Annotated in this window: 25 protein-coding genes; 9 read left to right on the forward strand and 16 right to left on the reverse strand. The window is 46.4% G+C overall.

What is annotated here, in order from left to right; translation table 11 throughout:
- The first annotated feature begins 240 nt into the window (after positions 1–240).
- The gene (locus ACFTRD_RS17205) at positions 241–1,080 is read left to right on the forward strand and encodes an AraC family transcriptional regulator (protein ID WP_379382157.1); all 840 of its coding nucleotides are present in this window, start codon (positions 241–243) and stop codon (positions 1,078–1,080) included.
- 825 nt (positions 1,081–1,905) lie between these two features.
- On the opposite strand, the gene nagA is transcribed toward ACFTRD_RS17205, so the two are convergent.
- Together nagA and ACFTRD_RS17215 are read right to left on the reverse strand one after the other, a co-directional pair.
- Entirely contained in the window at positions 1,906–3,048 is a 1,143-nt protein-coding gene (gene nagA, locus ACFTRD_RS17210) for an N-acetylglucosamine-6-phosphate deacetylase (protein WP_379382159.1), read from the reverse strand.
- A 26-nt stretch (positions 3,049–3,074) separates the two neighbouring features.
- Positions 3,075–3,860 (reverse strand): DeoR/GlpR family DNA-binding transcription regulator, encoded by a 786-nt coding sequence (locus ACFTRD_RS17215; protein WP_379382161.1) that lies wholly within the window; start codon positions 3,858–3,860, stop codon positions 3,075–3,077.
- Between the two features lie 652 nt (positions 3,861–4,512).
- Here ACFTRD_RS17215 and ACFTRD_RS17220 point away from each other — a divergent pair.
- Entirely contained in the window at positions 4,513–5,433 is a 921-nt protein-coding gene (locus ACFTRD_RS17220) for a LysR family transcriptional regulator (RefSeq protein ID WP_379382163.1), read from the forward strand.
- Between the two features lie 216 nt (positions 5,434–5,649).
- On the opposite strand, the gene ACFTRD_RS17225 is transcribed toward ACFTRD_RS17220, so the two are convergent.
- On the reverse strand, positions 5,650–5,835 hold the full coding sequence (locus ACFTRD_RS17225; RefSeq protein ID WP_379382165.1) for a hypothetical protein: 186 nt from the start codon (positions 5,833–5,835) through the stop codon (positions 5,650–5,652).
- Between the two features lie 87 nt (positions 5,836–5,922).
- Positions 5,923–6,744: a carbon-nitrogen family hydrolase gene (locus ACFTRD_RS17230; protein WP_379382167.1), complete on the reverse strand. Its 822-nt coding sequence runs from the start codon at positions 6,742–6,744 to the stop codon at positions 5,923–5,925.
- 180 nt (positions 6,745–6,924) lie between these two features.
- Here ACFTRD_RS17230 and ACFTRD_RS17235 point away from each other — a divergent pair, with 180 nt between their 5' ends.
- The 7 genes from ACFTRD_RS17235 (at position 6,925) to mtnB (ending at position 14,389) form a co-directional block, all read left to right on the forward strand.
- Positions 6,925–8,133: a pyridoxal phosphate-dependent aminotransferase gene (locus tag ACFTRD_RS17235; protein ID WP_379382169.1), complete on the forward strand. Its 1,209-nt coding sequence runs from the start codon at positions 6,925–6,927 to the stop codon at positions 8,131–8,133.
- A gap of 361 nt (positions 8,134–8,494) precedes the next feature.
- The gene (gene proB / locus ACFTRD_RS17240; RefSeq protein WP_379382171.1) at positions 8,495–9,598 is read left to right on the forward strand and encodes a glutamate 5-kinase; all 1,104 of its coding nucleotides are present in this window, start codon (positions 8,495–8,497) and stop codon (positions 9,596–9,598) included.
- A 96-nt stretch (positions 9,599–9,694) separates the two neighbouring features.
- A complete protein-coding gene (locus ACFTRD_RS17245; RefSeq protein WP_379382173.1) occupies positions 9,695–10,942 on the forward strand; it encodes a glutamate-5-semialdehyde dehydrogenase in 1,248 nt (415 codons plus the stop codon).
- 36 nt (positions 10,943–10,978) lie between these two features.
- The gene (proC, locus tag ACFTRD_RS17250) at positions 10,979–11,839 is read left to right on the forward strand and encodes a pyrroline-5-carboxylate reductase (RefSeq protein ID WP_379382175.1); all 861 of its coding nucleotides are present in this window, start codon (positions 10,979–10,981) and stop codon (positions 11,837–11,839) included.
- Positions 11,836–13,059: a 2,3-diketo-5-methylthiopentyl-1-phosphate enolase gene (locus ACFTRD_RS17255; protein WP_379382177.1), complete on the forward strand. Its 1,224-nt coding sequence runs from the start codon at positions 11,836–11,838 to the stop codon at positions 13,057–13,059. The genes proC and ACFTRD_RS17255 overlap by 4 nt, the downstream gene beginning before the upstream one ends.
- Complete coding sequence (locus ACFTRD_RS17260) at positions 13,056–13,733, forward strand: 2-hydroxy-3-keto-5-methylthiopentenyl-1-phosphate phosphatase (protein ID WP_379382179.1); 678 nt, start codon at positions 13,056–13,058, stop codon at positions 13,731–13,733. The genes ACFTRD_RS17255 and ACFTRD_RS17260 overlap by 4 nt, the downstream gene beginning before the upstream one ends.
- Positions 13,734–13,735: 2 nt before the next feature.
- On the forward strand, positions 13,736–14,389 hold the full coding sequence (mtnB, locus tag ACFTRD_RS17265; protein WP_379382181.1) for a methylthioribulose 1-phosphate dehydratase: 654 nt from the start codon (positions 13,736–13,738) through the stop codon (positions 14,387–14,389).
- Positions 14,390–14,530: 141 nt separating this feature from the next.
- On the opposite strand, the gene ACFTRD_RS17270 is transcribed toward mtnB, so the two are convergent.
- The 12 genes from ACFTRD_RS17270 to ACFTRD_RS17325 form a co-directional block, all read right to left on the reverse strand.
- A complete protein-coding gene (locus ACFTRD_RS17270) occupies positions 14,531–15,820 on the reverse strand; it encodes a multi-tm2 domain protein (RefSeq protein WP_379382183.1) in 1,290 nt (429 codons plus the stop codon).
- A gap of 38 nt (positions 15,821–15,858) precedes the next feature.
- A complete protein-coding gene (locus ACFTRD_RS17275; RefSeq protein WP_379382185.1) occupies positions 15,859–16,311 on the reverse strand; it encodes a hypothetical protein in 453 nt (150 codons plus the stop codon).
- The gene (locus ACFTRD_RS17280; protein ID WP_379382187.1) at positions 16,301–16,798 is read right to left on the reverse strand and encodes an RNA polymerase sigma factor; all 498 of its coding nucleotides are present in this window, start codon (positions 16,796–16,798) and stop codon (positions 16,301–16,303) included. The genes ACFTRD_RS17275 and ACFTRD_RS17280 overlap by 11 nt, the downstream gene beginning before the upstream one ends.
- Positions 16,799–17,079: 281 nt before the next feature.
- Positions 17,080–17,802 (reverse strand): DnaD domain-containing protein, encoded by a 723-nt coding sequence (locus ACFTRD_RS17285; RefSeq protein WP_228469461.1) that lies wholly within the window; start codon positions 17,800–17,802, stop codon positions 17,080–17,082.
- On the reverse strand, positions 17,802–19,097 hold the full coding sequence (gene asnS / locus ACFTRD_RS17290; RefSeq protein ID WP_192268289.1) for an asparagine--tRNA ligase: 1,296 nt from the start codon (positions 19,095–19,097) through the stop codon (positions 17,802–17,804). The genes ACFTRD_RS17285 and asnS overlap by 1 nt, the downstream gene beginning before the upstream one ends.
- Positions 19,098–19,199: 102 nt before the next feature.
- Positions 19,200–20,405: an acetate/propionate family kinase gene (locus ACFTRD_RS17295; RefSeq protein ID WP_379382190.1), complete on the reverse strand. Its 1,206-nt coding sequence runs from the start codon at positions 20,403–20,405 to the stop codon at positions 19,200–19,202.
- Positions 20,402–21,274 (reverse strand): 3-hydroxyacyl-CoA dehydrogenase family protein, encoded by an 873-nt coding sequence (locus tag ACFTRD_RS17300; protein WP_063566802.1) that lies wholly within the window; start codon positions 21,272–21,274, stop codon positions 20,402–20,404. Before ACFTRD_RS17300 ends, ACFTRD_RS17295 begins: the two co-directional genes overlap by 4 nt.
- Before the next feature lie 133 nt (positions 21,275–21,407).
- Positions 21,408–22,910 carry an AAA family ATPase gene (locus ACFTRD_RS17305; protein ID WP_379382193.1) on the reverse strand — a complete coding sequence of 501 codons (1,503 nt, stop codon included), beginning with the start codon at positions 22,908–22,910 and terminating at the stop codon, positions 21,408–21,410.
- Positions 22,903–23,430 carry a hypothetical protein gene (locus tag ACFTRD_RS17310; protein ID WP_192268297.1) on the reverse strand — a complete coding sequence of 176 codons (528 nt, stop codon included), beginning with the start codon at positions 23,428–23,430 and terminating at the stop codon, positions 22,903–22,905. The genes ACFTRD_RS17305 and ACFTRD_RS17310 overlap by 8 nt, the downstream gene beginning before the upstream one ends.
- Before the next feature lie 305 nt (positions 23,431–23,735).
- Positions 23,736–24,266 carry a hypothetical protein gene (locus ACFTRD_RS17315; RefSeq protein ID WP_379382196.1) on the reverse strand — a complete coding sequence of 177 codons (531 nt, stop codon included), beginning with the start codon at positions 24,264–24,266 and terminating at the stop codon, positions 23,736–23,738.
- Between the two features lie 41 nt (positions 24,267–24,307).
- The gene (locus ACFTRD_RS17320) at positions 24,308–25,612 is read right to left on the reverse strand and encodes an amidohydrolase (protein ID WP_379382198.1); all 1,305 of its coding nucleotides are present in this window, start codon (positions 25,610–25,612) and stop codon (positions 24,308–24,310) included.
- Complete coding sequence (locus ACFTRD_RS17325; protein ID WP_192268303.1) at positions 25,599–26,252, reverse strand: redox-sensing transcriptional repressor Rex; 654 nt, start codon at positions 26,250–26,252, stop codon at positions 25,599–25,601. Before ACFTRD_RS17325 ends, ACFTRD_RS17320 begins: the two co-directional genes overlap by 14 nt.
- Positions 26,253–26,471: the final 219 nt, after the last annotated feature.

Below are 26,471 nucleotides of genomic sequence, written 5' to 3' on the forward strand. Positions count from 1 at the left end.
GCACCGCAATCTCTCCCTTAATTAAATAGTATAAGCGCTTTAACTTTTAACAGCGGTGAACCTTATCCCCAAACATCTGAGCATGACACCCCTCCTTTTTCCAACACTTGGTAAGTCCAATTCAAGCTTATCTCAAAAAGTTTGTCTATACCGCACGTATTCTCTTGTAATTATTAAATTTTTATACATATATTGCTACATCCTATGGATCAAGTCTACAATCCTCTTAGGAGGTGCTAAATGAAGCCGGTATTTTATGAGTCTACTCTTTTTGACATCAGCCGCAAGAAACAGGTATATACCAGCATGCCTTCAAGTCACTATCATGATGCATATGAGATTCTGTATTTAATATCCGGGGATTTTTATTATTTTATAGGGGACAGAACGTACCAGGTTGCGGGCGGAACACTGCTATTTATGGATATTCACGAAAGGCACAAACTGGTTAATTCCGGCTGCAATATGTATGAACGGGTCACACTGCTGTTCAAGAAAGAATTCCTGCAGCATTTCTGCACAGGCGGTCAATGTGAGGAACTGCTCGAATTGTTCAAAAGTGATTACCGCGCTTTGAAGATGACCGGTAAGGATCAGTATTTCATTGAACAACTTTTTCAGAAGATGATCCAGGAGGAGAAGAAGCAAGCCCGCGGATATGAACAGTACCAACAAATTTTACTGGTAGAGTTGCTTATCAATCTTAATCGTAAACTATTTGACAGCCTTGCAGCTCCATTGGTGGAATCCAATCGTGCACACAAGAAAGTCCTGGACATTGTTAATTATGTAAATCAACATTATATGGAACCGCTTAAGCTCTGTGAGATTTCACGGCAATTCGACATAAGCTCTTCCTACCTTTGCCGAACTTTTAAAGAATCCACCGGATTCAGCTTCATTGAATATATCAATAACATCCGTATTAAAGAAGCGCGTGATTTGCTGGTTGGCTCTTCATTTAATGTTACTGAAATTGCGGGAATGGTTGGGTTTGATAACACCTCTCATTTTGGACGAACCTTCAAGTTAATGATGGGCATCTCGCCGCTCTGCTTCCGGAAACAATTTAAGTCATAATCGCAAAATCACTGGAATAGCAATCATTAGAGAAAATAAAATGCCCAATCTCCCCCTTCTATAGTATCGTACCCTGCCGACATAGTATAACGATAGGATATTAACATTCCGGTTAGTGAGATTACCTCATATACTCATTCGCCATTATGGATACCTTTTGAAAAATACCCATAATCGAGTGGGGGCGTCAAGCCCCCCTACCTCTCACACCACCGTACGTACCGTTCGGTATATGACTGTGCATTATTGGTAGCCATTCTTCTTCTTATTACGTGCTTCATTCTTTTGATTCAAGGCAGTTATACACACTAATTTACATAAAACACCATTATAAGAACTAGTTGTAACGTTTACGCTTCTCGCAAGAAATGATACTTGGAGCTATAGTCCACTTTGTTTGTATTTCGGGCATGTACGATTCTTTTCTTTTAATCGGTTGCTATAACGGAAGTTCAACTCTTATCTCAAGGAACCCGTCTTGTACGTGATTTCTAAAAAAATATGACCGCATTTTGCTCAGTCAATATTTGTATCTCTACACCTCATCGGATTGCGCCACAAAGTTGCGGATCAGGTTTTGGATAATTCTAACGACCATTTCTTTATCGGTAAAACAAACTCAGGCACAGTTTCCTCAACATGCTCCGCTAAATTCTTTTCTTCAAAATCGGCAATGGATTCTGTAAGGCAATACGTTAGCGGATCCATCCATAACGATCACTCACTTTCCTCATCCCAATTCAAGTCGAAATTTCTTTTCATAAAAAATAAGCCCACTAGACTTATCTAATGGGCTTTCGCTGTGGAATCACAAATAATAGTGATTTATAGAATTTGACCGCCCACCATCGTCCAGAGAACCTGAAATTCATCATCCAATAGGACCAGGTCGGCATCGAAACCAGAGGAAATTTCCCCCTTTTGTTGAAATCCAAGAATATTGGCCGGCGTAGTTGAAGCCATCTGTACGGCATCTATCAAGGGAATTCCGGTTTTGACAGTATAACGTAAGGCTTCATTCATGGTAACTGTACTGGAGGCCAGTGTTCCATCCTCTAGTCTTGCAATGCCACCCGATACCGTGACATGATGGCCCCCAAATAGATAATTCCCATCGCCCATACCCATTGCTTGTAAAGCATCTGTGATCAAGACCATTCCTTCCGGTCCTTTCAGGGTATGCATCAGTCGAATAATAGCAGGATGCAGATGGACATTATCCACAATAGCTTGAAGACTTACATGTTTCTCTTCAAAAGCAGCCACGATCAGACCCGGATCTCGATGATGGATCGGCCGCATGCCATTAAAACAATGCGTAACATGACTCGCACCTGATGTAAAGGCTTGTTTGGCTTCCTCATATGTGGCATCCGAATGAGCGATCGCTATAACTACTCCCTGTTCTTTCAAAAAGGAAATCAAGTCCATTCCTCCCGGCAGCTCGGGAGCAATAGTAACCATCTTAATGAGTGACCCTGCTTCCTGGAAAATGATCTTCATTTCTTCTATGTTGGGATGCCGCAAATACTTTTCATTCTGCATTCCTTTTCGCTTCGGGTTCAGATAAGGTCCCTCTAAGTGAATCCCTGCGATCTTTGCTCCCACTTCTTGTCCTATTACACGCTTGACACTTCGAATCATTTCCAGAAGATCCTCCATCGTAGAACTAACAGATGTAGCCAGAAATGAGGTACACCCCGTTAAAGCACATTCGCGTGAAACTTCTTGAATACTCTCTTCAGTACCGTCCATCATATCAAAGCCATTGGCACCGTGGATATGAACATCTATCATCCCAGGTACTAGCAAATGTCCTCTCCCATCAATCTGTTCATACTCTCCTTCTAGCGTAGGAAGATCACCTGTGTCTACCCTCATGATTTTCCCTTCAGAAATCCACACATTGGCTGATGGAACGATACGGTTGCGAAGTGCCATTTGTACATTATGCAAAATATAATTCATAAAAACCCTCCTCTTCCCGATGGTTATCAGTCTTGCTTTCGAACCTCTTCATTTTCTTCCTGACACTCAATAACAGTGATGTTCTTCTGATCCAGAACTTCTCTGATCTCACTCGGGAGTTCCAGATTTGTGACTAAAATGTCAACGAAATCAAAGTCCAGCCGATGAATGGATTTGCCAATAAATTTTGTGTGATCGGCTACTACGATGACCTGATCAGATCTTCTGGCCATTTCTTTCTTTACCCGGGCATCTTCTTCATATGGATAATAAAGTCCATCAGAACGGATCGCCGATGCTCCAATGAAGGCTTTATCAGCACGAATTTCACTTAGTTTATCGATAATGGAAGAACCATATAAAAAGCGGTGCTTTACATTCAAGTAACCACCGAGAATATAGATTTGAAGATCCTCTCGATTGGACAAGATCCCTACGTTATCAATCGAGTGCGTGACCACCGTGCAATTTTTTGCGCTAATTTGTTCAGCTACAAATTGCACCGTGGTTGATACGTCTAAAATCACAGTCTCATGGTCGTGGATAAGTTTTGCCCCAAACTTCCCTATTTTTTTCTTACTCTCGGATTCATCAATCAAACGATCCTGATAAGACAGCATTTCTTTCTGTAACTCAGGTAACGATAGCCCCCCATGAGTTCGAATCACAACGCCTTCTTGTACTAATCTAACAATATCCCTTCGTGCAGTATCCCTTGATACTTCAAACAGCGTACATATATCTGTAACACTCATCGATTGGTGTTGTTTCAAGTATTCGAGTATTTTTAACAATCTTTCCTCTTGATACACAATACATGCACCTCCTTTTAAGTAATTATAAGTGTTATTTTGAGTTTTTTCAAGTTATTATAAGTAAATATTAAGTTAGTGCAAGTATTTATTCTTGACTGTTCAGTAAAAAAGACGTTAGCCAGATGAATTTACATCCGTTAACGTCTTCATAAGTTAAGATTTACTGCTAAGAAAAAAATTAATGAACGGATTTCGGAGCCATTCGCTTAACAAATTGACTTAAATCACTCAGATACTTGTCATCAAAAAGCGCTCTAGGAAAGAAAATGGCTGTCAGATTAGTACGCCATTTAGATGCTGCCGTGTTCTTTTTTAGCATGGAATGATCAGCATTAGGCAAAAAGGCTACCGATAATAGATTTGATTGAATATTCTGCCGATAAACAAGCTCTGTATTATTAACATCTACATTTAAGTTGTATCTGTCCAATACGATCTTGAGTCCAATGGATTCCCAATAGGTTTTTTTTAATTCTCGTTGCAGAATTGGACTTCACGCTTTTCACCCCCTTGGAACAGTTTCTTTTTGTTATAGTTTTGCCTGTGTTGTATTAACTCTTTTAAGCAGTTTAAGCGTTTCAGTTAAACTAATCATTTCTTCATCTGTAGTGATATAATGATGGCATAACGAAAGGAATGACGTGTTGATATGGAATTCAGACAACTTCAATATACGCTGCAAATCGCGGCAGAGCGGAATTTCTCCCGAGCAGCCGAGAAGCTGCACATCGCCCAGCCTTCTTTAAGTCAGCAGCTATCCAAACTTGAAAAGGAACTGGGTGTACTGTTATTTCAGCGTAATACCAGCACCGTGGAGTTGACCCATGCAGGGGTGACTTTTGTAGAACAGGCTCAGAAAATTATTGATGCAGTCGAGCTGCTCAGACAGGAAATGTCGGACATCTCCCAGCTGCGCAAAGGTAAAGTCGTTGTAGGCAGCATGCCGATCACTGGCTCCCACCTGCTTCCGCATGTGCTTCCCGCATTTCAGCAGGCCTATCCCGAGATTGAAGTAACCTTGCTGGAAGACTCCGGGCTGACGCTTGAAAAGTTGACGGCTAGTGGCAAGGCTGACTTAAGCCTGCTCTCGCTCCCATTGCAGGAACCAAGCCTATCTTATGTAACGATTGGTGAAGAGCGTATTGACTTGGCTGTTCCCCCACATCACCCTCTGGCACGCAGAGGAGATCCGGAACATCCGGTTCCAGTAAGGATGGAAGAGCTTCGCGATGAGCCATTTGTTGTACTAAAGAAAGGACAGGGCTTCCGTAAACTTACATTTGACCTGTGTGAAGAAGCCGGGTTTGATCCCAATGTGGTGTTTGAAAGTACGAACATCGAGACGGTGCAGTCACTGGTGGCTACAGGTATGGGTATTACGCTGGTTCCGCGTTTTATTGCCCGCGCGCCCCGCAGTGAATTCGTGCCCGTATATGTACCACTGGCCGAGCCCACTCCCAGCCGTACCCTGGTGGTTGCTTACCGCCAAGGACGAGTCCTTTCCAAAGCTGCTGAAGCTTTCATCCATACGTTTCAACAAACCGTCGCCGAACTTTCTCAAGGAGAATAGCAGGATTATCCGCATATTATGCTCGCCACACATGTCAATAAAATAAACAAAGGCTTGACCCTTAAGGGCCAAGCCTTTGTTCTATACTCGTCTCCCGCATCCGCAGGATAAAGTTCTTACAAGATATTAGCAGTTATCGTTACAGTACAATGTTGCTAAATCATCATTGAATTGTTAACGTAAAAACGTACATATGAGAATTTCAAGTTTGGCGGTTTATTTTCGCAAATTACGTTCACTTGTCAGCCTGTTCTGCTGAATCACAAGGCGGCCTTCGTCCTGAACAGATCGTTCAGGGGGTGAGAGCCCTCCTGCCCCATTCTCTAAGAATGGCCTCAAGTGATCTACCCTAATGTTTTCCTGTTCCAGTCTCCTGAGCGTATCTTTCACATGGTTGTCCATTGATTGATCATCCTCCTTGGTGACGGGATAGTTATCATTACCCGCCTCCCCGAGGAATAAACACTTTATTTGGAAAATTACCGTTTTTTATTTGCCGCCAAAATAAATGCCTGGTCTGCGGTCTTCGAATACCGGAATGCGGCCACGAACCTCATCCACAAGCGAAGGACGGATAATTCCGGTCACGATCTCTTCTCCTTCTCCGCCTTCAGCGACAATTTCACCCCAAGGATCAATAATGAGGGAATGTCCGAAAAATTCAGTGTCTCCCCCTTTGCCTACACGGTTGCAGGCAATAACATACATCTGATTCTCAATGGCTCTTGCTGTGAGCAGCGTGCGCCAATGATGCAGGCGCGGGTTAGGCCATTCGGCGGGTACAATCAACGCCTTTGCACCATTTAAAGCCAGTGTACGAGCCAGTTCAGGAAAACGAATATCATAGCATATGGAAGCACCGGCTGTAAGGCCGTTTTCCAGCTCAAATATTTCCGGTTCTGCACCAGGCTGCAAATACTTCTCTTCATCCATCAGGCGGAACAAATGCAATTTATCGTAACGTGTCACCTGATTTCCTTCACTATTATAGGCGTACATTGTATTGAAGATTTGGCCATCACGTTTCTCCGCAATGGAACCACCAACGATGGAGATTCGATGTTTTTGGGCAAAAGCCGCGAGCCACTCTCTTGATTTCTGGCCCTCCGGGTCAGCAATCTCATGAATTTGTTCCAAAGCATAGCCCGTATTCCACATCTCGGGCAGCACAGCCAATCCCAAGTCGGGATACTGTTCTACCGCTCGTTCGAGCAAAGACTGCATATGTTTATGGTTGGCTTCAGGGTCTCCGATCTGAATATCGCCCTGAATCAGGGCTACACGCATTTCCCCTTGTTGTTGTTCTGTCATAACCAGCACTCCTCTGAACCGTAATACCTGTAATCATAGCTTGATCATTCAAACATCTGCAACCTGTTCTTCTGTCCTTCTTAGAATACATGAAGTGTTTTCCCCTCTATACAGCTCGGGATTGACGTGATAAATTAATGAATACTATTGCCATCTTTCATAACCGGAGTGATGTATAGCATGACTAATCTGCCTAATTCATCGGGTCGTTCCGCCTTTACCATACCTACATCCGATGTAATGACACAGCTACCAACACAATTTTTTGCTTCCCTTGTTCAAAATGTAAACCGCGAAATCGCAAGTGGTCACGATGTTATCAATTTGGGTCAGGGCAACCCGGACACACCTACACCGCCCCACATTGTTAAAACTCTGCAAGAGTCGGCAGAGAACCCGCTCTACCATAAATATTCACCTTTTAGCGGTCATGCTTTCCTGAAGGAAGCCGTTACGAAACGTTACAAGGAAGATTATAACGTGGACCTGGACCCCGAAATGGAAGTTGCCATTTTGTTCGGTGGAAAAACGGGCTTGGTCCAGTTACCTCAGGTATTGCTCAATCCCGGCGACGTATGTCTCGTGCCTGATCCAGGTTATCCGGATTATTGGTCCGGTGTGGCACTGGCAAAAGCTCATATGTCTTTCATGCCACTGCTGGAGTCCAATGCATTCCTGCCTGATTATGAAGCAATCTCTGTCGGGGATCGTGAAAAGGCCAAGCTGATGTTCCTGAACTATCCAAACAATCCAACATCGGCCACCGCCCCGCTTTCCTTCTATGAAGATACGGTAGAGTTTGCGATTCAAAATAAAATCGTCGTAGCCAGTGACTTCGCCTATGGGGCAATCGGATTTGATGGACATCGTCCAGTGAGCTTTTTGCAGGCACCAGGTGCCAAAGAAGTGGGCATTGAATTCTACACATTATCCAAAACCTACAATATGGCGGGTTGGCGTGTCGGATTTGCTCTGGGCAATGCGGAGATCATCTCCAAAATCAATCTGCTTCAGGATCATATCTACGTGAGTCTCTTTGGAGGCATCCAGGCCGCTGCTGCGGCTGCACTGACATCTTCCCAGGAATGTGTCACTTCATTGGTTGCACGTTATGAATCACGCCGCGACGCTTTCTATGACGCACTCTCATCCATCGGCTGGCAAGCCCCGAAACCGGGGGGCTCCTTCTTTAGCTGGCTGCCTGTCCCAGCAGGCTTTACTTCTGCTTCCTTTGCAGACGTGTTACTGCGTGAAGCAAAGGTCGCGGTAGCACCTGGCATTGGTTTCGGTTCACATGGTGAGGGTTATGTGCGCGCAGGACTGCTAAGTGATGAAGATCGATTAAGGGAAGCTGCGGAGCGGATTGGCAAGTTGAATTTATTCAAGTAATTTACAGGGGCATCCCCCCTTTGCATCTGCCAAGTTTCCATGGTATGTTATAAGGAAATATTGAACGAAACGTGATGACGGGACCAGTACGAGAGGATCAGCCGCGCCCAGAGAGTAAATTCCACCCGGCTGCAAGAATTTACCGCGGCTTCTCTCCGAAACCTACCCCTGAGCGGCCTGTGATGCACAGGACAGTGCCTTCTGTTACAGGGCATGAAGCCGGATGATTCAATCATCAATAAAGGTGGTACCGCGGAAGTAACGAACTTTCGTCCTTTTTAACTAAAAGGGCGGGAGTTTTTTTTGTACCCAACGGTCTGCTTTCAAATCTCTCATTAATATTGTTTAAGGAAGTGAAAACATGACCTCACGTATTGTCGTTAAGATCGGAAGCAGTTCGCTTACTACGGAAGAAGGCGGGCTCGATCGAAGTTCCATTACTTTTTTTGCCGGAGAAATTGCTGCCTTGGCTGAACAAGGCCATGAAGTTCTTCTTGTTACCTCAGGAGCGGTGGCTGCCGGTTTCCGGGAGATCGGTTACCCTCAGCGTCCCAAGCTATTGCATGAAAAACAAGCTGCAGCGGCTGTTGGTCAAGCTTTGCTGATGCAGGCATATCAACAGGCTTTTGCGGCGCACCGCGTTACTACAGCACAAATTCTGCTTACCCGTACCGACTTTCATAGCCGGAAACGGATGGGCAACGCGGGCATGACCGTGGAAGAGCTGCTCAAACAGCGTGTCATTCCGATCTTTAACGAGAATGATACCGTGTCTGTTGATGAATTGAAGTTTGGAGATAACGATCTCTTGTCGGCTCTTGTGGCGAATCTGGTCAAAGCGCAGCATCTGATCATACTTACGGATACCAACGGCCTCTATACAGCCGATCCACGCAAAGATCCATCTGCTGTACGTTATGACCGCATTCCCGAAATCACAGCTGAGATCTACGCTTACGCTGGCGGTTCGGGATCATCGGTTGGCACAGGCGGGATGCGATCCAAGGTAGATGCAGCCAAAGTGGCGACGCGCGGAGGCGTGCCTGTCTTTGTGGGAAGTGTGAAGGAACCTGGAGATATGCAGAAGGCGGTAGATGGAACCGGAAAAGGAACCTATTTCGAGACTCGCCTGGCTGCGCTCTCACGTAAAAAGCAATGGCTTGGTTTCATGTCCACTCCGCTCGGAACCGTCGTTGTGGATAATGGTGCCGAAGAAGCTCTTATCCATGGCGGTCACAGTCTACTGCCTGTAGGGGTGAAGCGGGTGCTGGGCACCTTCCACGCCGGAGACGTTGTAGAGGTCGTTGGTATGGATGATACCTTGCTCGGTCGTGGTATCGTCAATTATGATGATGACCAGCTTCGTCTTATTGCGGGATTATCGAGTGGCGAAGTGATGAAGCAGCTGAACAGCATCCATCGCCTTGAAGTTATCCATCGAGATGAATGGATTACGTTAAAATAGAACATCTATGGTCCTGACGATTCACCTCACAGGGTTCATAATTATCGCCAATAAACAATCTTTTGTTTCCACTTTTAGATATGGGAGGAATTTATAATGAGTGAAGTCAGAGAAAAAGCGAGTAAGGCCCAAGCCGTAGTTCCGCAGTTGAATCGCCTGAGTACAGAACAAAAAAATAACGCCCTGCTGGTTATGGCAGACGCATTGATTGCCCAGACGGATTCCATTATTGCAGCGAACGCTGAGGATCTGGAACGTGGCAGAGAGCAAGGCACTCCGGAATCGATGCTGGATCGCCTCGCTTTGAATAAGGAGCGTATCGCCGGTATCGCTGAAGGACTGCGCCAGATCGTTGAGTTGCAGGACCCTGTCGGCGAAGTGCTGGAGACATTCACCCGTCCGAACGGATTGCATGTTGAAAAATTGAGAGTACCGATTGGTCTGATCGGCATTATTTATGAAGCTCGTCCCAATGTGACCGTAGATGCAGCCGGGTTATGCCTCAAAACAGGCAATGCTGTTCTGCTTCGTGGCGGCTCCTCTGCTCTGTCCTCTAATCGCAAGATTGTTGAGGTGCTGCATCAAGCACTCGCTGCAACAGACATGCCCGCTGACGCATTGCAGCTTGTTGAGGATGCAGACCGTTCTTCCGTAGACGAAATGCTCAAGTTAAACGGACTGCTGGATGTCATCATCCCGCGTGGTGGAGCCTCGCTGATCCGCAATGTGGTTGCCAATGCAACAGTGCCTGTGATCGAAACAGGAGCAGGTATCTGTCATACCTATGTGGATGAATCCGCCGATCCAATCATGGCAGCTGAGATCGCTGTTAATGCCAAGGCACAGCGTCCTTCCGTATGTAACTCTATGGAAACTTTATTGCTTCATGCTGTATTTGCAGAAGAGCATCTGCCCGTTCTGGCCGAACAGTTCCGTGAGGCTAATGTGCAGCTGAAGGGCTGTGACACGGTTCGCCGTCTGGTTCCCTCTGCCCTTCCAGTGACGGAGGAAGATTATGCAACAGAGTATAATGACTATATTTTAAATATCCGTGTTGTTCAGAATCTGGATGAAGCGATGCAGCATATTGCACGTTATGGCACGAAGCATTCGGAGTGTATCGTTACTCGGGATACCACCAATGCAGAGCGCTTTTTGCATGATGTAGATGCGGCCGCTGTATACCATAATGCTTCCACTCGTTTCACAGACGGGTTCGAATTCGGTTATGGAGCGGAGATCGGGATTAGCACCCAGAAGCTGCATGCACGCGGACCAATGGGCCTGCCTGCCCTCACATCAACCAAATACCGTATCACTGGCAATGGACAAATCCGGCAATAATATCCCAGCTACAGCTATATAGGAGGAACGATAACAATGAGTCAAGAACAACAGACGTTATTACAACAAAAGATTACTTTCCACGGAGCAGGCGCGATGGCAGAAGCCATCGTGCGCGGTCTGATCTCCCGCCTGGTCGTTCGTCCTCAGGATATTACAATGCTCAACCGCAGCAACCAGAAACGTCAGGAGGAGCTCAGTACCCGATATGCTGTACATACCGGAACCGCAGCACAGTCTCTGGACCATCTTGCCGCTTCTCCGGTCATTGTACTCTGCATGAAACCGAAAGATGCTGCAGCAGCTTTGCGTGAACTGGGACCACTCCTGTCACCAGATCAGTTGATCGTCTCCGTCATTGCCGGTTTATCGATCCGTACGATGCAATCCTTGCTGGGTCGCAAACAGCCGATCGCCCGTACGATGCCGAATACATCCAGCACCATCGGGCTTGGTGCAACCGGGCTTGCCTTTTCTGCCGAAATTACGGATGAACAACGCAGTACAGTCATGACCATGTTTGAAGCCGTTGGAATCGTGACCATCGTGCCTGAAGATAAACTCGAAGTGCTCACAGGTATTTCCGGAAGCGGTCCGGCTTATGTATACTATTTGATGGAGGCCATGATTGCCGCAGGTATTCGTGGCGGCTTGTCCAGCCAGCAATCCCGCGATCTGACTGTGCAAACCGTATTGGGCGCTTCACGAATGGTACAACAAACTGGCTTGGAGCCGATGAAACTCCGTAGTGATGTGACCTCCCCGGGAGGTGCAACCCAGGCAGCACTGAAAACGCTGGATGAGGGAGATTTCTTTGAAAATGTAATTGCAGCCGTCAACCGCTGTGCAGAGCGCTCACGGGAGATGGGAGCTGCATTGGAAGGGGATTTAAAATGAACAATATGTGCACAGCCACATATCGTCTGCATGATGATCGTACAGACTTCCGCAAGAAGGCAGAGTCCATCGCTGTCAGCATGACTGTTGGCAGTTGGACCGAATTGCCTCAAGCCAAACGCGAAGCGATGCAGAAACATCTGGGCGAAGTCATCAGCGTTGAGGTGCATGAAACTGAAGGCATGGCCCCAGGTGAGCGTTACGCCGATATTACCATTGGTTATCCTGACGTGAATTTCAGCCGTGATATCCCTGCCCTGCTCGTGACAGTCTTTGGCAAAATCTCAATGGATGGACGCATCAAACTGACACGCCTTGGTTTCTCGGATGGATTCCTCAGCGCGTTCCCTGGTCCCAAGTTTGGCTTAAATGGGGTTCGTGATCTGCTCGGTGTACACGATCGTCCATTATTGATGAGTATCTTTAAATCCGTTATCGGACTGGATTTAGATGAACTGCGGGAACAATTTATCCGTCAGGCTCTTGGTGGAGTAGACTTGATTAAGGACGATGAAATTCTGTTTGAGAACAAGCTGACCCCGATCGAAAAAAGAGTCGAGATCTGCATGAAAGCCGCCGAACAGGCAAGCAGGGAGACGGGCAAGAAACTTCTGTATGCCGCGAATTTGACCGGACCTACATCACGCCTGAAACAGCAGGCTGAACGTGCGATAGGTGCAGGAGCCAATGCACTGTTGTTCAATGTCTTGTCCTACGGATACGATGTGCTGCACGAACTTAGCAGTGATCCCGACATCAACGTGCCGATCATGGCTCACCCTGCGCTTGCAGGTGCATTGTATCCTTCACCACACTATGGTATCTCAGCTTCGGTTCTGCTCGGTCAGCTCATGCGACTTGCCGGAGCGGATCTGGTACTCTTCCCTTCCCCTTACGGATCAGTCACGATGCCGAAGGAAGAAAATATGGCGATCACGGAACAATTACTGTCATCTGATTTGCCTGTGAGAACCAGTATGCCCGTTCCTTCAGCAGGTATCCATCCAGGGCTTGTACCAATGATTCTGCGTGATTTTGGAACAGATGTCATCGTGAATGCTGGTGGCGGGATTCATGGACATCCCATGGGAACGGAAGCAGGTGGACGTGCATTCCTGCAAGCCATTGAGGCTGCACAGCGCTCTATCCCGCTTGCAGATTATGCAGCAGAGCATCCAGAACTGAAAAGCGCATTAGACCTGTGGGGTGGCGAACGATGAGAAGTGACAAAAAGACCGTTATTTTCTGTGATTTTGATGGCACCATTACCCTCTCGGATAACATTGTAGCGATCATGAAGCATTTCAAGCCCGAAGGTATTGAAGCGATTATGAACGATACGATTGAGCAAAAAATCTCCCTGCGTGAAGGTGTTGGAGCCATGTTCGCTCTTTTGCCTTCTTCGCAAAAAGATGAAATTGTGGAATTTGTACTGGGACAAGCGGGGATTCGCGAAGGGTTCAGTGAATTTCTTGAATACGTTCGAAGCGAAGGCGTTGAGTTCAATGTGACCAGTGGGGGAATGGACTTTTTTATCGAACCGTTACTTGCACCATTTCATATTCCACAGGATCACGTTTATTGCAATGGAGCTGACTTCACGGGTGAATTCATCCGGATCGAATGGCCGAACCCCTGCCAGCCTCCTTGTGAGAACGGCTGCGGCATGTGCAAAACGACCGTTATCCGTACATTCCCGGAAGAGCAATATAATCGCATTCTCATTGGAGACAGTCTGACCGACTTCGAAGGTGCCAAGATTGCTGATCTCGTCTACTCCCGTTCCATTCTGACGGACAAATGCATAGAGCTGGGAGTGGACCATGTGCCATTCGCGACCTTTTACGATATCATGGAAGACATGAAACAGAAGCAAACACAAGGAGTGCTGTAAAGATGGGTTTTGAAAAGATTACATTGGAACATAAACGCCAGGTCCTCGAAGAGCTGGCTGATATCAAAGCGCTATTTGCCAGCCGTAACTGGTTCCCTGGCACAAGTGGCAACCTGTCAATGCGTGTGGGCGACTACGATCCGGAGCAATTTTACTTTGCGGTTACAGCTTCTGGCAAAGACAAATCTCTCCGTACACCGGAAGATTTTCTGTTTGTGGACAAGCATGGTAAAGCCATTGAGACCACAACTCTGAAACCAAGCGCTGAAACGTTGATTCACTGCGAAATCTATCGTTTAACCGGGTGTGGTGCGGTGTTCCATGTGCATACCGTATTTAACAACCTGATCAGTGAGTTCTTTGGATCAGATGGCTACGTACCGATTCAAGGAATCGAACTGATCAAGGCTTTCAACATCTGGGAAGAGAATGCGGAGATTCGTGTACCGGTTCTGCCTAACTTCGCGGATATTCCGTCCATTGCTGATTTGGTTCCAGGTGTACTTGACGCCAAGGTGCCGGGAATTTTGCTGCGGAATCACGGCATTTATGCCTGGGGCAAGGATGCTTTTGAAGCGAAACGTCATCTCGAAGCTTTCGAATTCCTGTTCGAAGTGATGTACCGTCAACTTCTCCTGAATGGCGCTACGAAATAAGTAAGCATTGTAATCATTCATTCAAGAAACCAATGGAATAAAACAAAAACACACCAGAGGCTGTAGACATGGCCCTTGGTGTGTTTTTGTTTTGAAATACTCGTTTTCAGAGATCGCTTGTGTAGCGTCGCTAAGGAAGCTCTACAGTCGATCATCCCGATCCTTGAACAAAAAGAGACTGTCTGCTCCCTCATCATTCCGATGGATCGTATGGGTACCCGCTCCCCGGTGCTTGCCGAACAGCAGCTTGAGGCCGCCAAAAATGAGCAGCAAGGAAACAATGACGGTGTTCACATACGAACGAATCTCGTAGGTCATAAATATATTAGGGAACATCTCATTCAGCTGTGGAATAACCAACCGGATGATCAGATAATATAGACCCAACGCTGCAATACCGAATCCGATCAGGCGCTGGTGACGAGCCCAATCTTTAAAAATAGGTTGATCTGCCAACGGTTCACGACCGTAACGACTTGAACACTGGAGTCCGTCAAAGAAGCTGTAGAACCAGATCAACGGGATCATGAACAGGAATACCGACAATCGAAGCAGGTCTAGAATATAGATGCTGCCGAGAAACAGGAACATCAATTGCATGCCTCTTTTTTGCAGTCCCAGATACAGATGACCCGCACCCGGAAAAGCCGATAACAGCGTTGCAAGCACTTTACTGCGTCGTCCAGATGCTCTGCCCATCTCCAGTTCCTCGAACAATGTCCGATCCTGCAGTACCTCACCAGCCTGCTTGCGATGGACATGCTGGACCGCATCAAACATGCAGTACACCCAAATCACAGGCAGAATGAGCAAAAACATCAGAAATACCGATTCATTCGTAATGGAAGCTACAAAAACCATCATGGCAAATGAACCAAAGAACGCCATCAGAAACGATAGTCCGCGATGTAACAGTCCGAGGTGAAGATGACCCAGTCCAGGAACAAAAGAAAGTAAAATGGTGAAGAATCGTTCTCCCTCGCTACCTTTTCGATACATAGGTTGACCATACCCACCGTCAGGAACACCATACTCACCGCCCTGATGCTGTATTCCCTCGTGGTCCATCTCCATCTGTCCCAGATCTCCTTCCTGACCAGCGTATGCTCCCTGATATGCCGCCCCCTGATGGGGACCACCGTAATATGCACCATATCCCCTATAATGAGCTTCTCGGGCAGAAGGAGCACGGAGCAGAACGATAACGATGTCCAGCATGCTGATGCACCAGAAGAATATGGCCCCCAAGGCCCCAAGAATCATTAATTCCTTCTCACTCACCAGAATGGCCAGCATAAACGAACCAACAGCTGTCCCAAAAAAGAGTAAAGGATAGATTACAGCTCTGGCGGGCCGACCCCAATACAGAAAACCCAGACCCGGTATCAGGTTTAATAGAAATGCAAGTAATTTGTTACGATCTGATTGCACAGTCGTCATCCTTTCTTTTCAGGCAATGTGACTAAATTTTATGGTTTAGGTTTAAAATGATCCAGCCAGGAAGTGGCTGCCTCCGTCCATTTTTCCGTGAAAGATCCCCTGTGGTCACCATCCTGGAACTTATGATAAGGCGCGACTTTGTCAAACACCCCAGAGGAGAGAAAGATTAGCGTCAGACAAGCCGCTACTGCATAATGAAACACTTTATGATTCAACCAGAGTCGGCTTCGTCCGGAACGCGATTTGCCCTTTGGCTTGGAGGGTTGCATATCCGTAATTCGGTTCATGACCGAATCCGCAAAGCCTGCCGGGTCGTTCAGTTGGGGCAACTCTCGATGAATCCCTAGTGCTTCGAGATAGTTGTCCATCGCATCCGGTACGTCCATTAATACCTGTTCCATACTATTTGCCTGGTTTGCAGTCATTCGGCCTTCGATATAATCAGTCCATTCCTGGACAGTGTACTTGTCTTTATTCCTCACGCCACTCATCCTCCTTCCAATGATTTCGAATCCATTGCCGTGCACGATACAGCCGGGACTCCACGGTTTTCACTGCCACTTGTGCATCACTGGCGATCTGTTCATAATTTTTTTCGCTTAAGTAATACGCAGTAATAATATCTCTGTGTTGGGCAGGCAGCTGATTAATGCGTTCACGAATCTTCTCCTGACGTTCTTCACGAACAAGACGGAGAAGTACATCTTCTTCATGTCCGGGCATGTTCATTATTTTCTCTTCTCCGCCCAGATCCTCAGCACTCCGTCTGCCCAACTTGCGTTTGGCATCGATTGCTTTGTGAAAGGCAATTCGAGTCAGCCATGTTTTGAAACCTTCAGATCGGTAATCGGGGAGAGATTTAACCATTTGAATGAACGCCTCCTGCGCAGCATCCTGTGCATCCTGATCGTTCCGCAATACGGAATAGGCCACGTGATATACATGTTGGCTGTACTTTTCGATCAACAAACGCAGTTTGGATGTATCGCCTTGACGGATTTGTTCAATTAAGCGCGCTTCATCAATGACTCTCCCCTCCTCTCCATTACAATAGACGACAACTTATTTGTTGACCCCTGCGTATTATTCAAATTTTTATAAAAAGATTGCACATTGCCTGAAAAGATTAGCTTTCATGGACCTAAACGCCTCTATAATCTAACAAAAACAGGCGCAGAATATCTTCTGGCCTGTTCTTGGTTTATTCTGAATTCAATTCATTGAACTTGCTGGTTAACCTGACATTAATACTAACGTCCCCCGTTACGGAAACGTTGCGTATATGCCTTCGCATCCTGCACATTCTTCACGCGATTACGGCTCCATTCGAGCAGAATCCGATCTATATAGCGGAAATGTACTTTACCAGCAAACACTGCTTCCTTCAATGCCATAAGAATAAGTTCCTCTTGATAGCGATCCTGATCCAACCAACTGGATATCGTCTCACATTCCATTGGTGAGAGTGGACGGCCAAATTCTTTTTCAAAAATAGAGAACATGTTTCGTTCTTCCTCTTCTTTTTGAACACTGTTCGAATCCGGTCGCGATGCATTACGGTCCAGCTGTTGCTGACGGGAAGCGTCCATATCTTCCGCTGTACAAACTGCCAGCTTGGCATACAATCCGTGCAGGTCGTAACGTTCATACTGAATATCACGCTCTTCATCCCGATGTTCGTCAATGTGAATGTACCCTTCTCTCATAAGACGTTGCAGCATTCTTGCAATGCCTTCAGGAGCAAGACCCATGCGGGTAGCAAGCTCTTCAAGTGTTGGGAACTCATTGAATTCCACTTGTCGGAATCCAAACAATTGAATCAGCAGAAGTACCTCAGCATCACTTAACCCCAGCTGATGGTAATAGCGCAGTAAAGCATATGGGAGCTGCGCTGTGCCTGCTGCCATACCGAAAGCTGCTCCATTCAACCAGGCTTTGGAGCCGGTCTCTTCCATAGACTCACGGTTCAGCATTAAGGATACAGACGGTAGAGCATACGTGGGAATGCAATGGTCTCACGTACGTGATCCAATCCACAGATCCAAGCTACCGTCCGCTCCAATCCCAGACCGAAGCCGGAGTGAGGAACCGATCCATATTTACGCAAGTCCAGATACCACTGATATGCCTCTTCTGACAATTGATGCTCATCAAAGCGCTGCTGCATCAGTTCCGGATCATCAATACGCTGGGAACCGCCAATGATCTCTCCGTATCCTTCTGGTGCGATCATGTCTGCACAAAGCACCACTTCAGGCCGATTAGGATCAGGTTTCATATAGAATGCCTTGATTCCAGCTGGATAATGTGTGATAAAGACCGGAGTTTCGTATTTCTCAGCAATCGCCGTTTCATGTGGGGCACCGAAGTCTTCTCCCCAAGGAATATCAAAACCTTGTCCATTCAGGAACTCAATCGCTTCATCATACGTAATACGCGGGAATGGAGCGACAATTTTCTCAAGCTTGGATACATCACGTCCGATCGATTCCAGTTCAGCACGGCAGTTGTTCAGAACCGTTTGTACGACGTGAGCAATAAACTTCTCCTGAACCCGCAGGCTTTCCTCGTGATCTACAAATGCCATCTCCGGTTCAATCATCCAGAACTCAATCAAGTGACGACGTGTTTTGGATTTCTCAGCACGGAACGTAGGACCGAAGGAATACACTTTGCCCAGAGCCATAGCTGCAGCTTCCATATACAACTGTCCACTTTGTGTCAGATAGGCATCTTCATCAAAGTATTTGATGTGAAACAAGTTCGTCGTTCCCTCAGCAGATGAAGGTGTTAGAATCGGAGGATCAACCTGTGTAAATCCGTTACCATCAAAAAACTGCTGAACAGCACGGATAATTTCCGCACGAATGACCATAATGGCACGTTGTTTCGTCGAACGCAGCCATAAGTGGCGATGATCCATCAGGAAGTCTACCCCATGTTCTTTAGGAGTGATCGGGTAATTTTCAGTAAGATGAATAATCTCTACCCCGGTAACTGTCATCTCATAACCAGACGCGCTACGTGGCTCTTCGCGGATGATGCCTGTAACGTACAATGAACTTTCTTGTGTCAAGCTTTTGGCAGCATTCCAGATATCTTCGCTGACTTCGCTCTTAACCACTACCCCTTGAATATATCCGGTTCCATCACGCAGTTGCAAAAATTGAATTTTGCCGCTGGAACGTTTGTTGTTAATCCAGGCGCCGATCTTAACGGTTTCGCCCACATGCTCATTCACATTACGAATTACACAATCCGTACTCATGCCCATATCTCTCCTCGGTATCCTGAATTTGAAAATGCAGCGGGCAGGCCTATGCCTGTCCCCTGCACTTCCTTGTCACGCTATATTCACTTTACAATTAGATTACTGAGAATTCAATACGATTCGGTGTGTATCTCTTGCAATAACCAATTCTTCGTTCGTTGGTACAACGAGAACACCCACTTTTGAATTCGCGGTTGTAATACGACGTGGTTCACCCGAACGAATGGCATTCAGCGCTTCATCCAGTTCAACACCCAGATATGTGAGCTGCTCACATACTTTTTGACGAAGAACAACAGAGTTTTCACCTACACCAGCCGTAAATACGATCACGTCTACACCGTTCATTGCTGCTGCATAAGAACCGATGTATTTACGCAGACGGTATTCGTACATCTCGAATGCAAGCGTGGAGTTAGCATCGCCAGCCTCCATCCCTTCCGTGATTTCACGCATGTCGCTGCTGATGCCGGAGATTGCAAGAAGTCCACTATGTTTGTTCAACATGGAGTTTACTTCGCTCACGCTCAGCTCTTCTTTGTTCATCACATAAGGTACAATTGCCGGATCAAGGTCCCCACTACGTGTACCCATCATCAGTCCTTCGAGTGGAGTCATCCCCATGGAAGTATCTACGGAAACGCCGCCCTGCACAGCAGTTACGCTACCACCATTACCGACGTGGCATGTGATGATCTTCAGATCTTCCAATGGACGATCCAGATATTCTGCTGCAGCTTTGCTTACGTAATCATGGGAAGTACCATGTGCTCCATAACGACGCACTTTATACTTTTTGTAAAGCACACGTGGAATGGCATACAGATATGCTTTTTCCGGCATCGTTTGATGGAAAGCCGTGTCAAATACCATAACTTGAGGTACACCCGGCATATTGGATTCAGCCGCCCGAATACCCATCATTGCTGCAGGGTTATGGAGTGGAGCCAGATCGAACAGACGGCGGATTTCTGCTTTGGAAGCATCATCAACCAACGCAGATTCCTTAAATGCTTCACCACCATGAACCACACGATGCCCAACAGCCTGAATTTCATCAACGGAATCAAGCACACCGTTTTCTTTGTCTGTAAGGATGTCAATCACTTTACGAATCGCTGTAGTATGTTCCAGAATTTCGCTAACTTCCGTAACATCCTCACGACCAGTCGGTTTGTGAGTCAGAATGGAAGAGTCCATTCCGATCCGCTCTACCAGACCTTTGGCCAATACGGATTCATCCGTCATGTTATACAATTGATATTTGAGCGAGGAACTCCCCGCATTAATTACGAGTACTTTCACAGCCGGTCACCATCCTTGTCGTACTTGAAGAATCCTTCGCCTGTTTTGACACCCAGGTGTCCTGCCCGTACCATTTTCTTCAGGACCGTGGAAGGACGATATTTCAATTCACCGAATTCACGGAACATTCTTTCGAGTGCTGCTTCTACAGAATCCAGCCCGAAGCGGTCTGCCATCTCAAGCGGGCCATGCTGGAAGTTGTATCCGATACGCATAGCGTCATCGATATCTTCAGCAGAAGCGACGCCTTCCTGCAAAACATGAAGAGCTTCATTAATCAAAAGACAGATCAGTCTGGACGTAACAAATCCAGGGGACTCATAGATCATAACGCCTTTTTTGTCCGCTACTTCTTCTACAAAACGTCTAGTTTCTGCAAAAGTGGAATCGGATGTTTTCAGACCACGAATAATCTCTACAAGATCAACCCGGGAAACCGGGTGAATAAAGTGCATACCAATAACACGCTCTGGGTATTTGGTTGAGCTTGCAAGCTCAGTCAAACTCAGCGTGGATGTATTACTTGCAAGAATTACGTTGCTTGGACAAACTTGGTCAAGCTGACTAAATACCGCTTTTTTCGCTTCCAGATCTTCAGAAATAGTCTCAATGACCATATCGCAAGTTCCGAGTTCAGCCAAATGAGCAACTTTGGTAATACGGGAGAGAATCAATTTCTTCTCAGCCTTCGTAATGGCCCATTTCTCCAGTTGTTTATCGAGGTTCGTCTCAATCATGTTATATGCATGATCCAGCTTCTCCGTTGTGTGTTCCACCAGAAGCACATCAAGTCCTTTGGCTGCAAGCATCTGGGAAATACCTTGCCCCATCGTGCCGCCGCCGACAACTCCTATCTTTTTGAAAAACATGGTTCTGCTCCATCCTTTCGGTTCTCTATTTCTCTATTGTACCCTGTTCGCCGAAAATTACAAATTTCGACCCAACATATAATAATATCTTAGCACGAGTGAAATGTAAAAAAAAATAACCGGCATAAATAAATTATGCCGGTAGAAGGGCGCTGTCACGAAATTGACAACGAAATTGATCGCCAGACAATACTTCTTCCCTGAGCAGCGTGTCGAGGGAATTGTCGAAAATTGTCCGTTGTTCTTCAAGCAATCGCTTTGTCTGTTCCATCAGGTCTTGCAGGATCAATTTGTTCTCCCGCATCAATTCTTCCGTAGTTACCATTTCCATGTTAACAATGCCAAGGGAAGTAAGTCCGGAGGCCATCATCGTTTGAACCACATTCGTCGCTTGCTCAAAATCATTACGTGAGCCTGTGCTGCGCCCACCGTAATACATTTCTTCTGCAGCCGCACCTCCGAGCGCAATCATGATCTGTTCTTCAAGAAAGCGCTTTGTATACAGAAATTGTTCTTGCTGCGGGTTATGACGTACATATCCCAATGCCTGTCCACGTGGACTAAGCGCAACTTGACTTACACTTCCGGGACGAACCAATTCAGCCATAATGGCATGTCCCAATTCGTGAATAGCGACCCTTTTTTTCTCTTCCACGCTGGATTCACGATCTGTCTTCTCACCCATCATTACTTTATCAATCGCAAGCGACAGATGGCGCTGTTCTATGTTAAGCAGCCCGTCTCTCATCGCATAAATTGCAGCTTCATTCATTACACTTTCCAGCTGAGCCCCAGAGAAACCATAGGATTCTTCAGCTGTCTTATCGAGACTGACGCCTTCCAAAAGAGGTTTATTGACTGCGTGAAGCTCCAGTATGTGTTTTCTTCCTTTTTTGTCTGGCAAGTCCACCTGAATATGACGGTCAAAACGTCCCGGACGAGTCAGGGCGCTATCCAACATTTCTTTACGGTTTGTCGCTGCAATTACGAGTATACGTGGTGTGTCGGAAGAGTATATCCCATCCATTTCAGTCAACAACTGATTCAACGTCTGATCGTACTCGCGCTGCTGTCCACCTTCACGTTTACCCCCAATGACATCAATTTCATCGATAAATATGATGGCATTTTCTTTATTTTCTTTGGCAGCCCGAGTTCTCGCATCCCGGAACAAATCCCGGATTCTGCCGGCACCCACACCGACGTACATTTCAACAAACTCACTGCCTGAGGCTGCTACAAAAACAGAGTCCGTATAATGAGCAGCTGCCTTGGCCATTAATGTTTTCCCTGTTCCGGGAGGGCCAGTGAGCAAAATGCCCTTCAAAGGACGAATCCCGTACTTCTGGATTTCTTCGTGCCGGATCAGAAAATCAAGCGCTTCCCTCAGTTCCTGTTTGGCACTTTCCTGACCCCCGATTTCTTCAAAAGTCAGCTTGGAAGGTCCTTTTTTCTTGCGTTTACGTTCCTGACCAGCTCCTACCGTAATTCCTCCGCGCATTTGCATCATGAGCAGCAGCCCCCCCACAAGCAATGCCGCGATTAAGATGGGAACCATGTTTACACCAACAAAAGCAAGAAAGATAATCAATACGGGTACAAATCCAATGGCAATTTCTTTCGTCCATTTAGGCATTGGGCCACACTCCTATCTGACCGGGCACACGCGGCAAAATAATAAACTTGCTGGCATCTCCATCTCTGAGACTAACATATACATTGTTATCGTCCATAGCTGTGTTTACCTTGATCCCATTCGTTGCCATCTTGGACAACGTCGGGGTAATCTCGGTGTATTGCTTGTTTTCCATCGCCTGAGCCACGGTGAACATGGCGCTACCCCACCAGCTCTCTAGCGCTTCGTTGGAATGATCCACGACATCCAGTTTCAACGATCGGGTGCCAATCAAGGTCTGTCCTTCTTTATGAATATATTGTACCAATCTGCCCAAATCAACATCTGGCTGCAGATCGAGTTTCAACTGTACATCATTGCGGTTAATAGATAATTGAACGTCATTGACTCCGTCGTATTGGGTAACCATCTTTTCAATAGGGCTCTGCAAAGCCACATGACGATACACAAACCAACCTCCAAACAACAAGACGGCTGAAATGACGGCAGTTAAAGCAATAGGCAATACTTTTATCTTCAAGTGAGTTACCCTCCTATATGTTGGCTCATCCTATAGCTTGTAGCCAAGAATATGAATATGTGTACGTAATATCCTGTGATGTGCCTAACAGGATTTATTCGTGTATGATGTATCCTTGAGTACATAGTTGAGTATATCACATCGTATATACAATATCTAAGGCGAAAATATGAATAAATTAATAATTTTAACTATTCAAATCCAAAATGACCAAGAAGGTAAGCCAAAGAACCGGTTCAGTCGGGTTTCCGTCTGCCGGCTCTTTGCATGTACTTTTTTAGACAATAGTAAACCTGCTGCCTATTCTAGCTATTCGGGATGGTATAGACCAGATCAACCTGTTCACCGTTACTAAAACGATAAAAACGGTAGTAATTGTGAGTGTCATCCTTATAATACACTTGCCATACATAGATTCCATTCACAACGCCTGGCATGATTCGCTTGATCTCCCCACCTGGAACTTCAGAGCTGAACCGATTTCGAATCTGAGCTTCAGACATGCCGTTTTGCAAGAGTTCACTGTGTACTGCATTGGCCCCCGTCACAGGCTTGTTATTTCCATCAAACTTGATCCATACCACTACATTCTGGTTATCCTTATTTTTGCCGATCAGGGTCCAGTATATGTTGTCTCCGCCGTCCTTCTGACCCCATACATACTTCCGCAGGTCTTCATATGACGTTATCCCAAGCTGGTCTTGTGCCGCCTGTATGGCCAACGCCTCTTCCTTGCGCTGATCCTGGGTAACATAGACATAATAACGCTGAAGACCAAACAGAATCAGAACCAGGAGCAGCAGCGAAATCCATATCCACTTCTTTTTTTTCTTCAAAAGCCGAACTTCCTTTCCCCTATGACGCTGCAATCCTGAAATTAACGGGCGAGCAGACCGTCAAATGCAAGCTGAGACTCATGCAAAATGCGCTCTTCGTCCATGGTAAGACATTCGCCATGTTTGACCACTTGTTTGCCATCCACCCATACATGCTCCACATCTTTGGCTGATGCCGAGTAGACCGTGTGGGAAATCAGATCGGTATGTGGATAGAAATGGGCCTGTTCGATGTTAAGTGCGATGAAGTCAGCCTTCATGCCTGCTTGCAGAGCGCCTGTATTGTTCAGGAAAATGGATTTGGCACCATATGAAGTTCCGAGCAGCAGCGCTTCCCCGGCTGGAACGGCCGTTGGGTCACCGGACACACCTTTGTGAATCAATGCAGCCAGTCTCATCTCTTCAAACATATCCAGGTTATTGTTACTTGCAGGTCCGTCTGTTCCCAGGGACACGGTCACACCTGCTTTCAGCAGGTCAGGTACACGTGCAACACCCGAAGCCAGCTTCAGGTTACTGCCTGGATTGTGGGAAACGGCTACATCATGCCGTGCGAGAATCTCGATCTCCTCATCATTCAGATGCACGGCATGGGCGACCAGGGATGGACGTGAGAAGAAGCCCAATTTCTCCAGATGTGCGACAGGACGAAGACCATAGTCGGTTACATTCTGCTCCACTTCACGAAGTGTTTCAGACATATGGGTATGCAAAGGCAGATTCAGGTCATGTGCAACCTGTACCAGCTTCTCTATGTAGTCTGGAGGACAAGTATAAGGGGCGTGTGGAGAGATTACGGTGGTAATTCTTCCGTCTGCTTGTCCATTCCATTGACGGGCAAATGCTGCGGACTCTTCCAGTTTACGCCGTTGTTCTTCTTCTGAGCAAAGTCCGATTACGCCACGTGCCAGAGCAGCCCGAACGCCGGATTGTTCCACCACTTTCGCAACCTGATCCATATGATCATACATATCGAGGAACGCCGTTGTTCCGCCTTTCAACATTTCAAGCACGGAAAGTGATGTGCCCCAATATACGTCTTCAGACGTCATTTTGGCTTCCATTGGCCACATTTTCTCCTGCAGCCAAACTTGTAGCGCCAGATCGTCCCCGTGACCTCTCAGAAGCGACATCGCTGCATGGCCATGCGTATTGATCAGACCCGGCAGGAAGAGCAGTCCTTTTCCATCCACCTTCGTCAGACTTTCGTCTCCTTCCGGCAACGTCTCACCAATATGCACAATCTGGTCATTCTCTACGACCATATAACCGTGAACCACTTTCCAATTCGCACCCTCGCTAACAGCAAATTTGCCGTTATGAATAACCCATCTATTTCTCGTCATCTTCCTCGTCGTCCTTTCCATTCTCCAAGTAATAAGCCAAACTAAGCAGATCCGTCGTAAAATCGGCATGATGAATGCGAATATGCGGCGGGGTTTTGAGGATGGTTGGTGCAAAGTTGAGGATCGCTTCTATTCCAGACTCAATCAGCTGATCCGCAACATTTTGGGCTTCCGTGTCGGGAACAGTGATAATTCCGATGCGAATGTTATCCTTTTTGATCGAATCTGTTAATTCATTCATCGGCTGTACCGTCAGGCTGTTGATTTGACTTCCAATCTTCGGACCGTAGGCATCAAATACAGCAACAATCTTCATGTTGTCTTTCAGATATGCGTTGTAATTGGACAATGCATGTCCCAGATTACCGGCTCCGACAAGAGCCACATTAATCTGCTGGTCTATCTTTAAAATATGACGAATTTTTTCGATGAGATATGAAACGTCATAACCGATGCCTTTACGGCCAAAATCACCGAAATAAGCCAGATCCTTACGAATCTGAGCTGGATTCAGATCCAGCCTTAGCCCAAGCTCTTGAGAAGAAACCGTAGTGACTTCGCGCTGATGCAATTCATTTAAGTAGCGCAAATAAACTGGCAAACGTCGCACCACGGCTTCCGAGATTTTATCTGATTTCATTCATTGCTCCCCCTTACCAAGACCACGATAGATAGATGAAAAGATGAGCATCCTGCATAAATCAGTACATACGAAAGGAAAAGTAAATATACAGAATGCTCTAGTTATATAAATGATAATTGCATTACTTCAAATTCATGAGACAAATGAATGATCTAATCAATTTTACCGCTGATCACAGGCTTCATGCAATGATGTAGTGAGCACAAGGTATCTCTA

This window comes from Paenibacillus sp. NPDC056933 (genome assembly GCF_042674385.1).
GTDB lineage: Bacteria > Bacillota > Bacilli > Paenibacillales > Paenibacillaceae > Paenibacillus.

Coding starts and splice junctions, on each gene's coding strand:
- nagA (WP_379382159.1), bottom strand. CDS start 3,048: ATGAATTATATTTTGCATAATGTACAAATGGCACTTCGCAACCGTATC.
- ACFTRD_RS17300 (WP_063566802.1), bottom strand. CDS start 21,274: ATGTTTTTCAAAAAGATAGGAGTTGTCGGCGGCGGCACGATGGGGCAA.
- ACFTRD_RS17260 (WP_379382179.1), top strand. CDS start 13,056: ATGAGAAGTGACAAAAAGACCGTTATTTTCTGTGATTTTGATGGCACC.
- ACFTRD_RS17320 (WP_379382198.1), bottom strand. CDS start 25,612: ATGACGAGAAATAGATGGGTTATTCATAACGGCAAATTTGCTGTTAGC.
- ACFTRD_RS17255 (WP_379382177.1), top strand. CDS start 11,836: ATGAACAATATGTGCACAGCCACATATCGTCTGCATGATGATCGTACA.
- ACFTRD_RS17245 (WP_379382173.1), top strand. CDS start 9,695: ATGAGTGAAGTCAGAGAAAAAGCGAGTAAGGCCCAAGCCGTAGTTCCG.
- proC (WP_379382175.1), top strand. CDS start 10,979: ATGAGTCAAGAACAACAGACGTTATTACAACAAAAGATTACTTTCCAC.
- asnS (WP_192268289.1), bottom strand. CDS start 19,097: ATGAGTACGGATTGTGTAATTCGTAATGTGAATGAGCATGTGGGCGAA.
- ACFTRD_RS17285 (WP_228469461.1), bottom strand. CDS start 17,802: ATGCTGAACCGTGAGTCTATGGAAGAGACCGGCTCCAAAGCCTGGTTG.
- ACFTRD_RS17235 (WP_379382169.1), top strand. CDS start 6,925: ATGACTAATCTGCCTAATTCATCGGGTCGTTCCGCCTTTACCATACCT.
- ACFTRD_RS17305 (WP_379382193.1), bottom strand. CDS start 22,910: ATGCCTAAATGGACGAAAGAAATTGCCATTGGATTTGTACCCGTATTG.
- proB (WP_379382171.1), top strand. CDS start 8,495: ATGACCTCACGTATTGTCGTTAAGATCGGAAGCAGTTCGCTTACTACG.
- ACFTRD_RS17220 (WP_379382163.1), top strand. CDS start 4,513: ATGGAATTCAGACAACTTCAATATACGCTGCAAATCGCGGCAGAGCGG.
- ACFTRD_RS17205 (WP_379382157.1), top strand. CDS start 241: ATGAAGCCGGTATTTTATGAGTCTACTCTTTTTGACATCAGCCGCAAG.
- ACFTRD_RS17325 (WP_192268303.1), bottom strand. CDS start 26,252: ATGAAATCAGATAAAATCTCGGAAGCCGTGGTGCGACGTTTGCCAGTT.
- mtnB (WP_379382181.1), top strand. CDS start 13,736: ATGGGTTTTGAAAAGATTACATTGGAACATAAACGCCAGGTCCTCGAA.
- ACFTRD_RS17230 (WP_379382167.1), bottom strand. CDS start 6,744: ATGACAGAACAACAACAAGGGGAAATGCGTGTAGCCCTGATTCAGGGC.
- ACFTRD_RS17225 (WP_379382165.1), bottom strand. CDS start 5,835: ATGGACAACCATGTGAAAGATACGCTCAGGAGACTGGAACAGGAAAAC.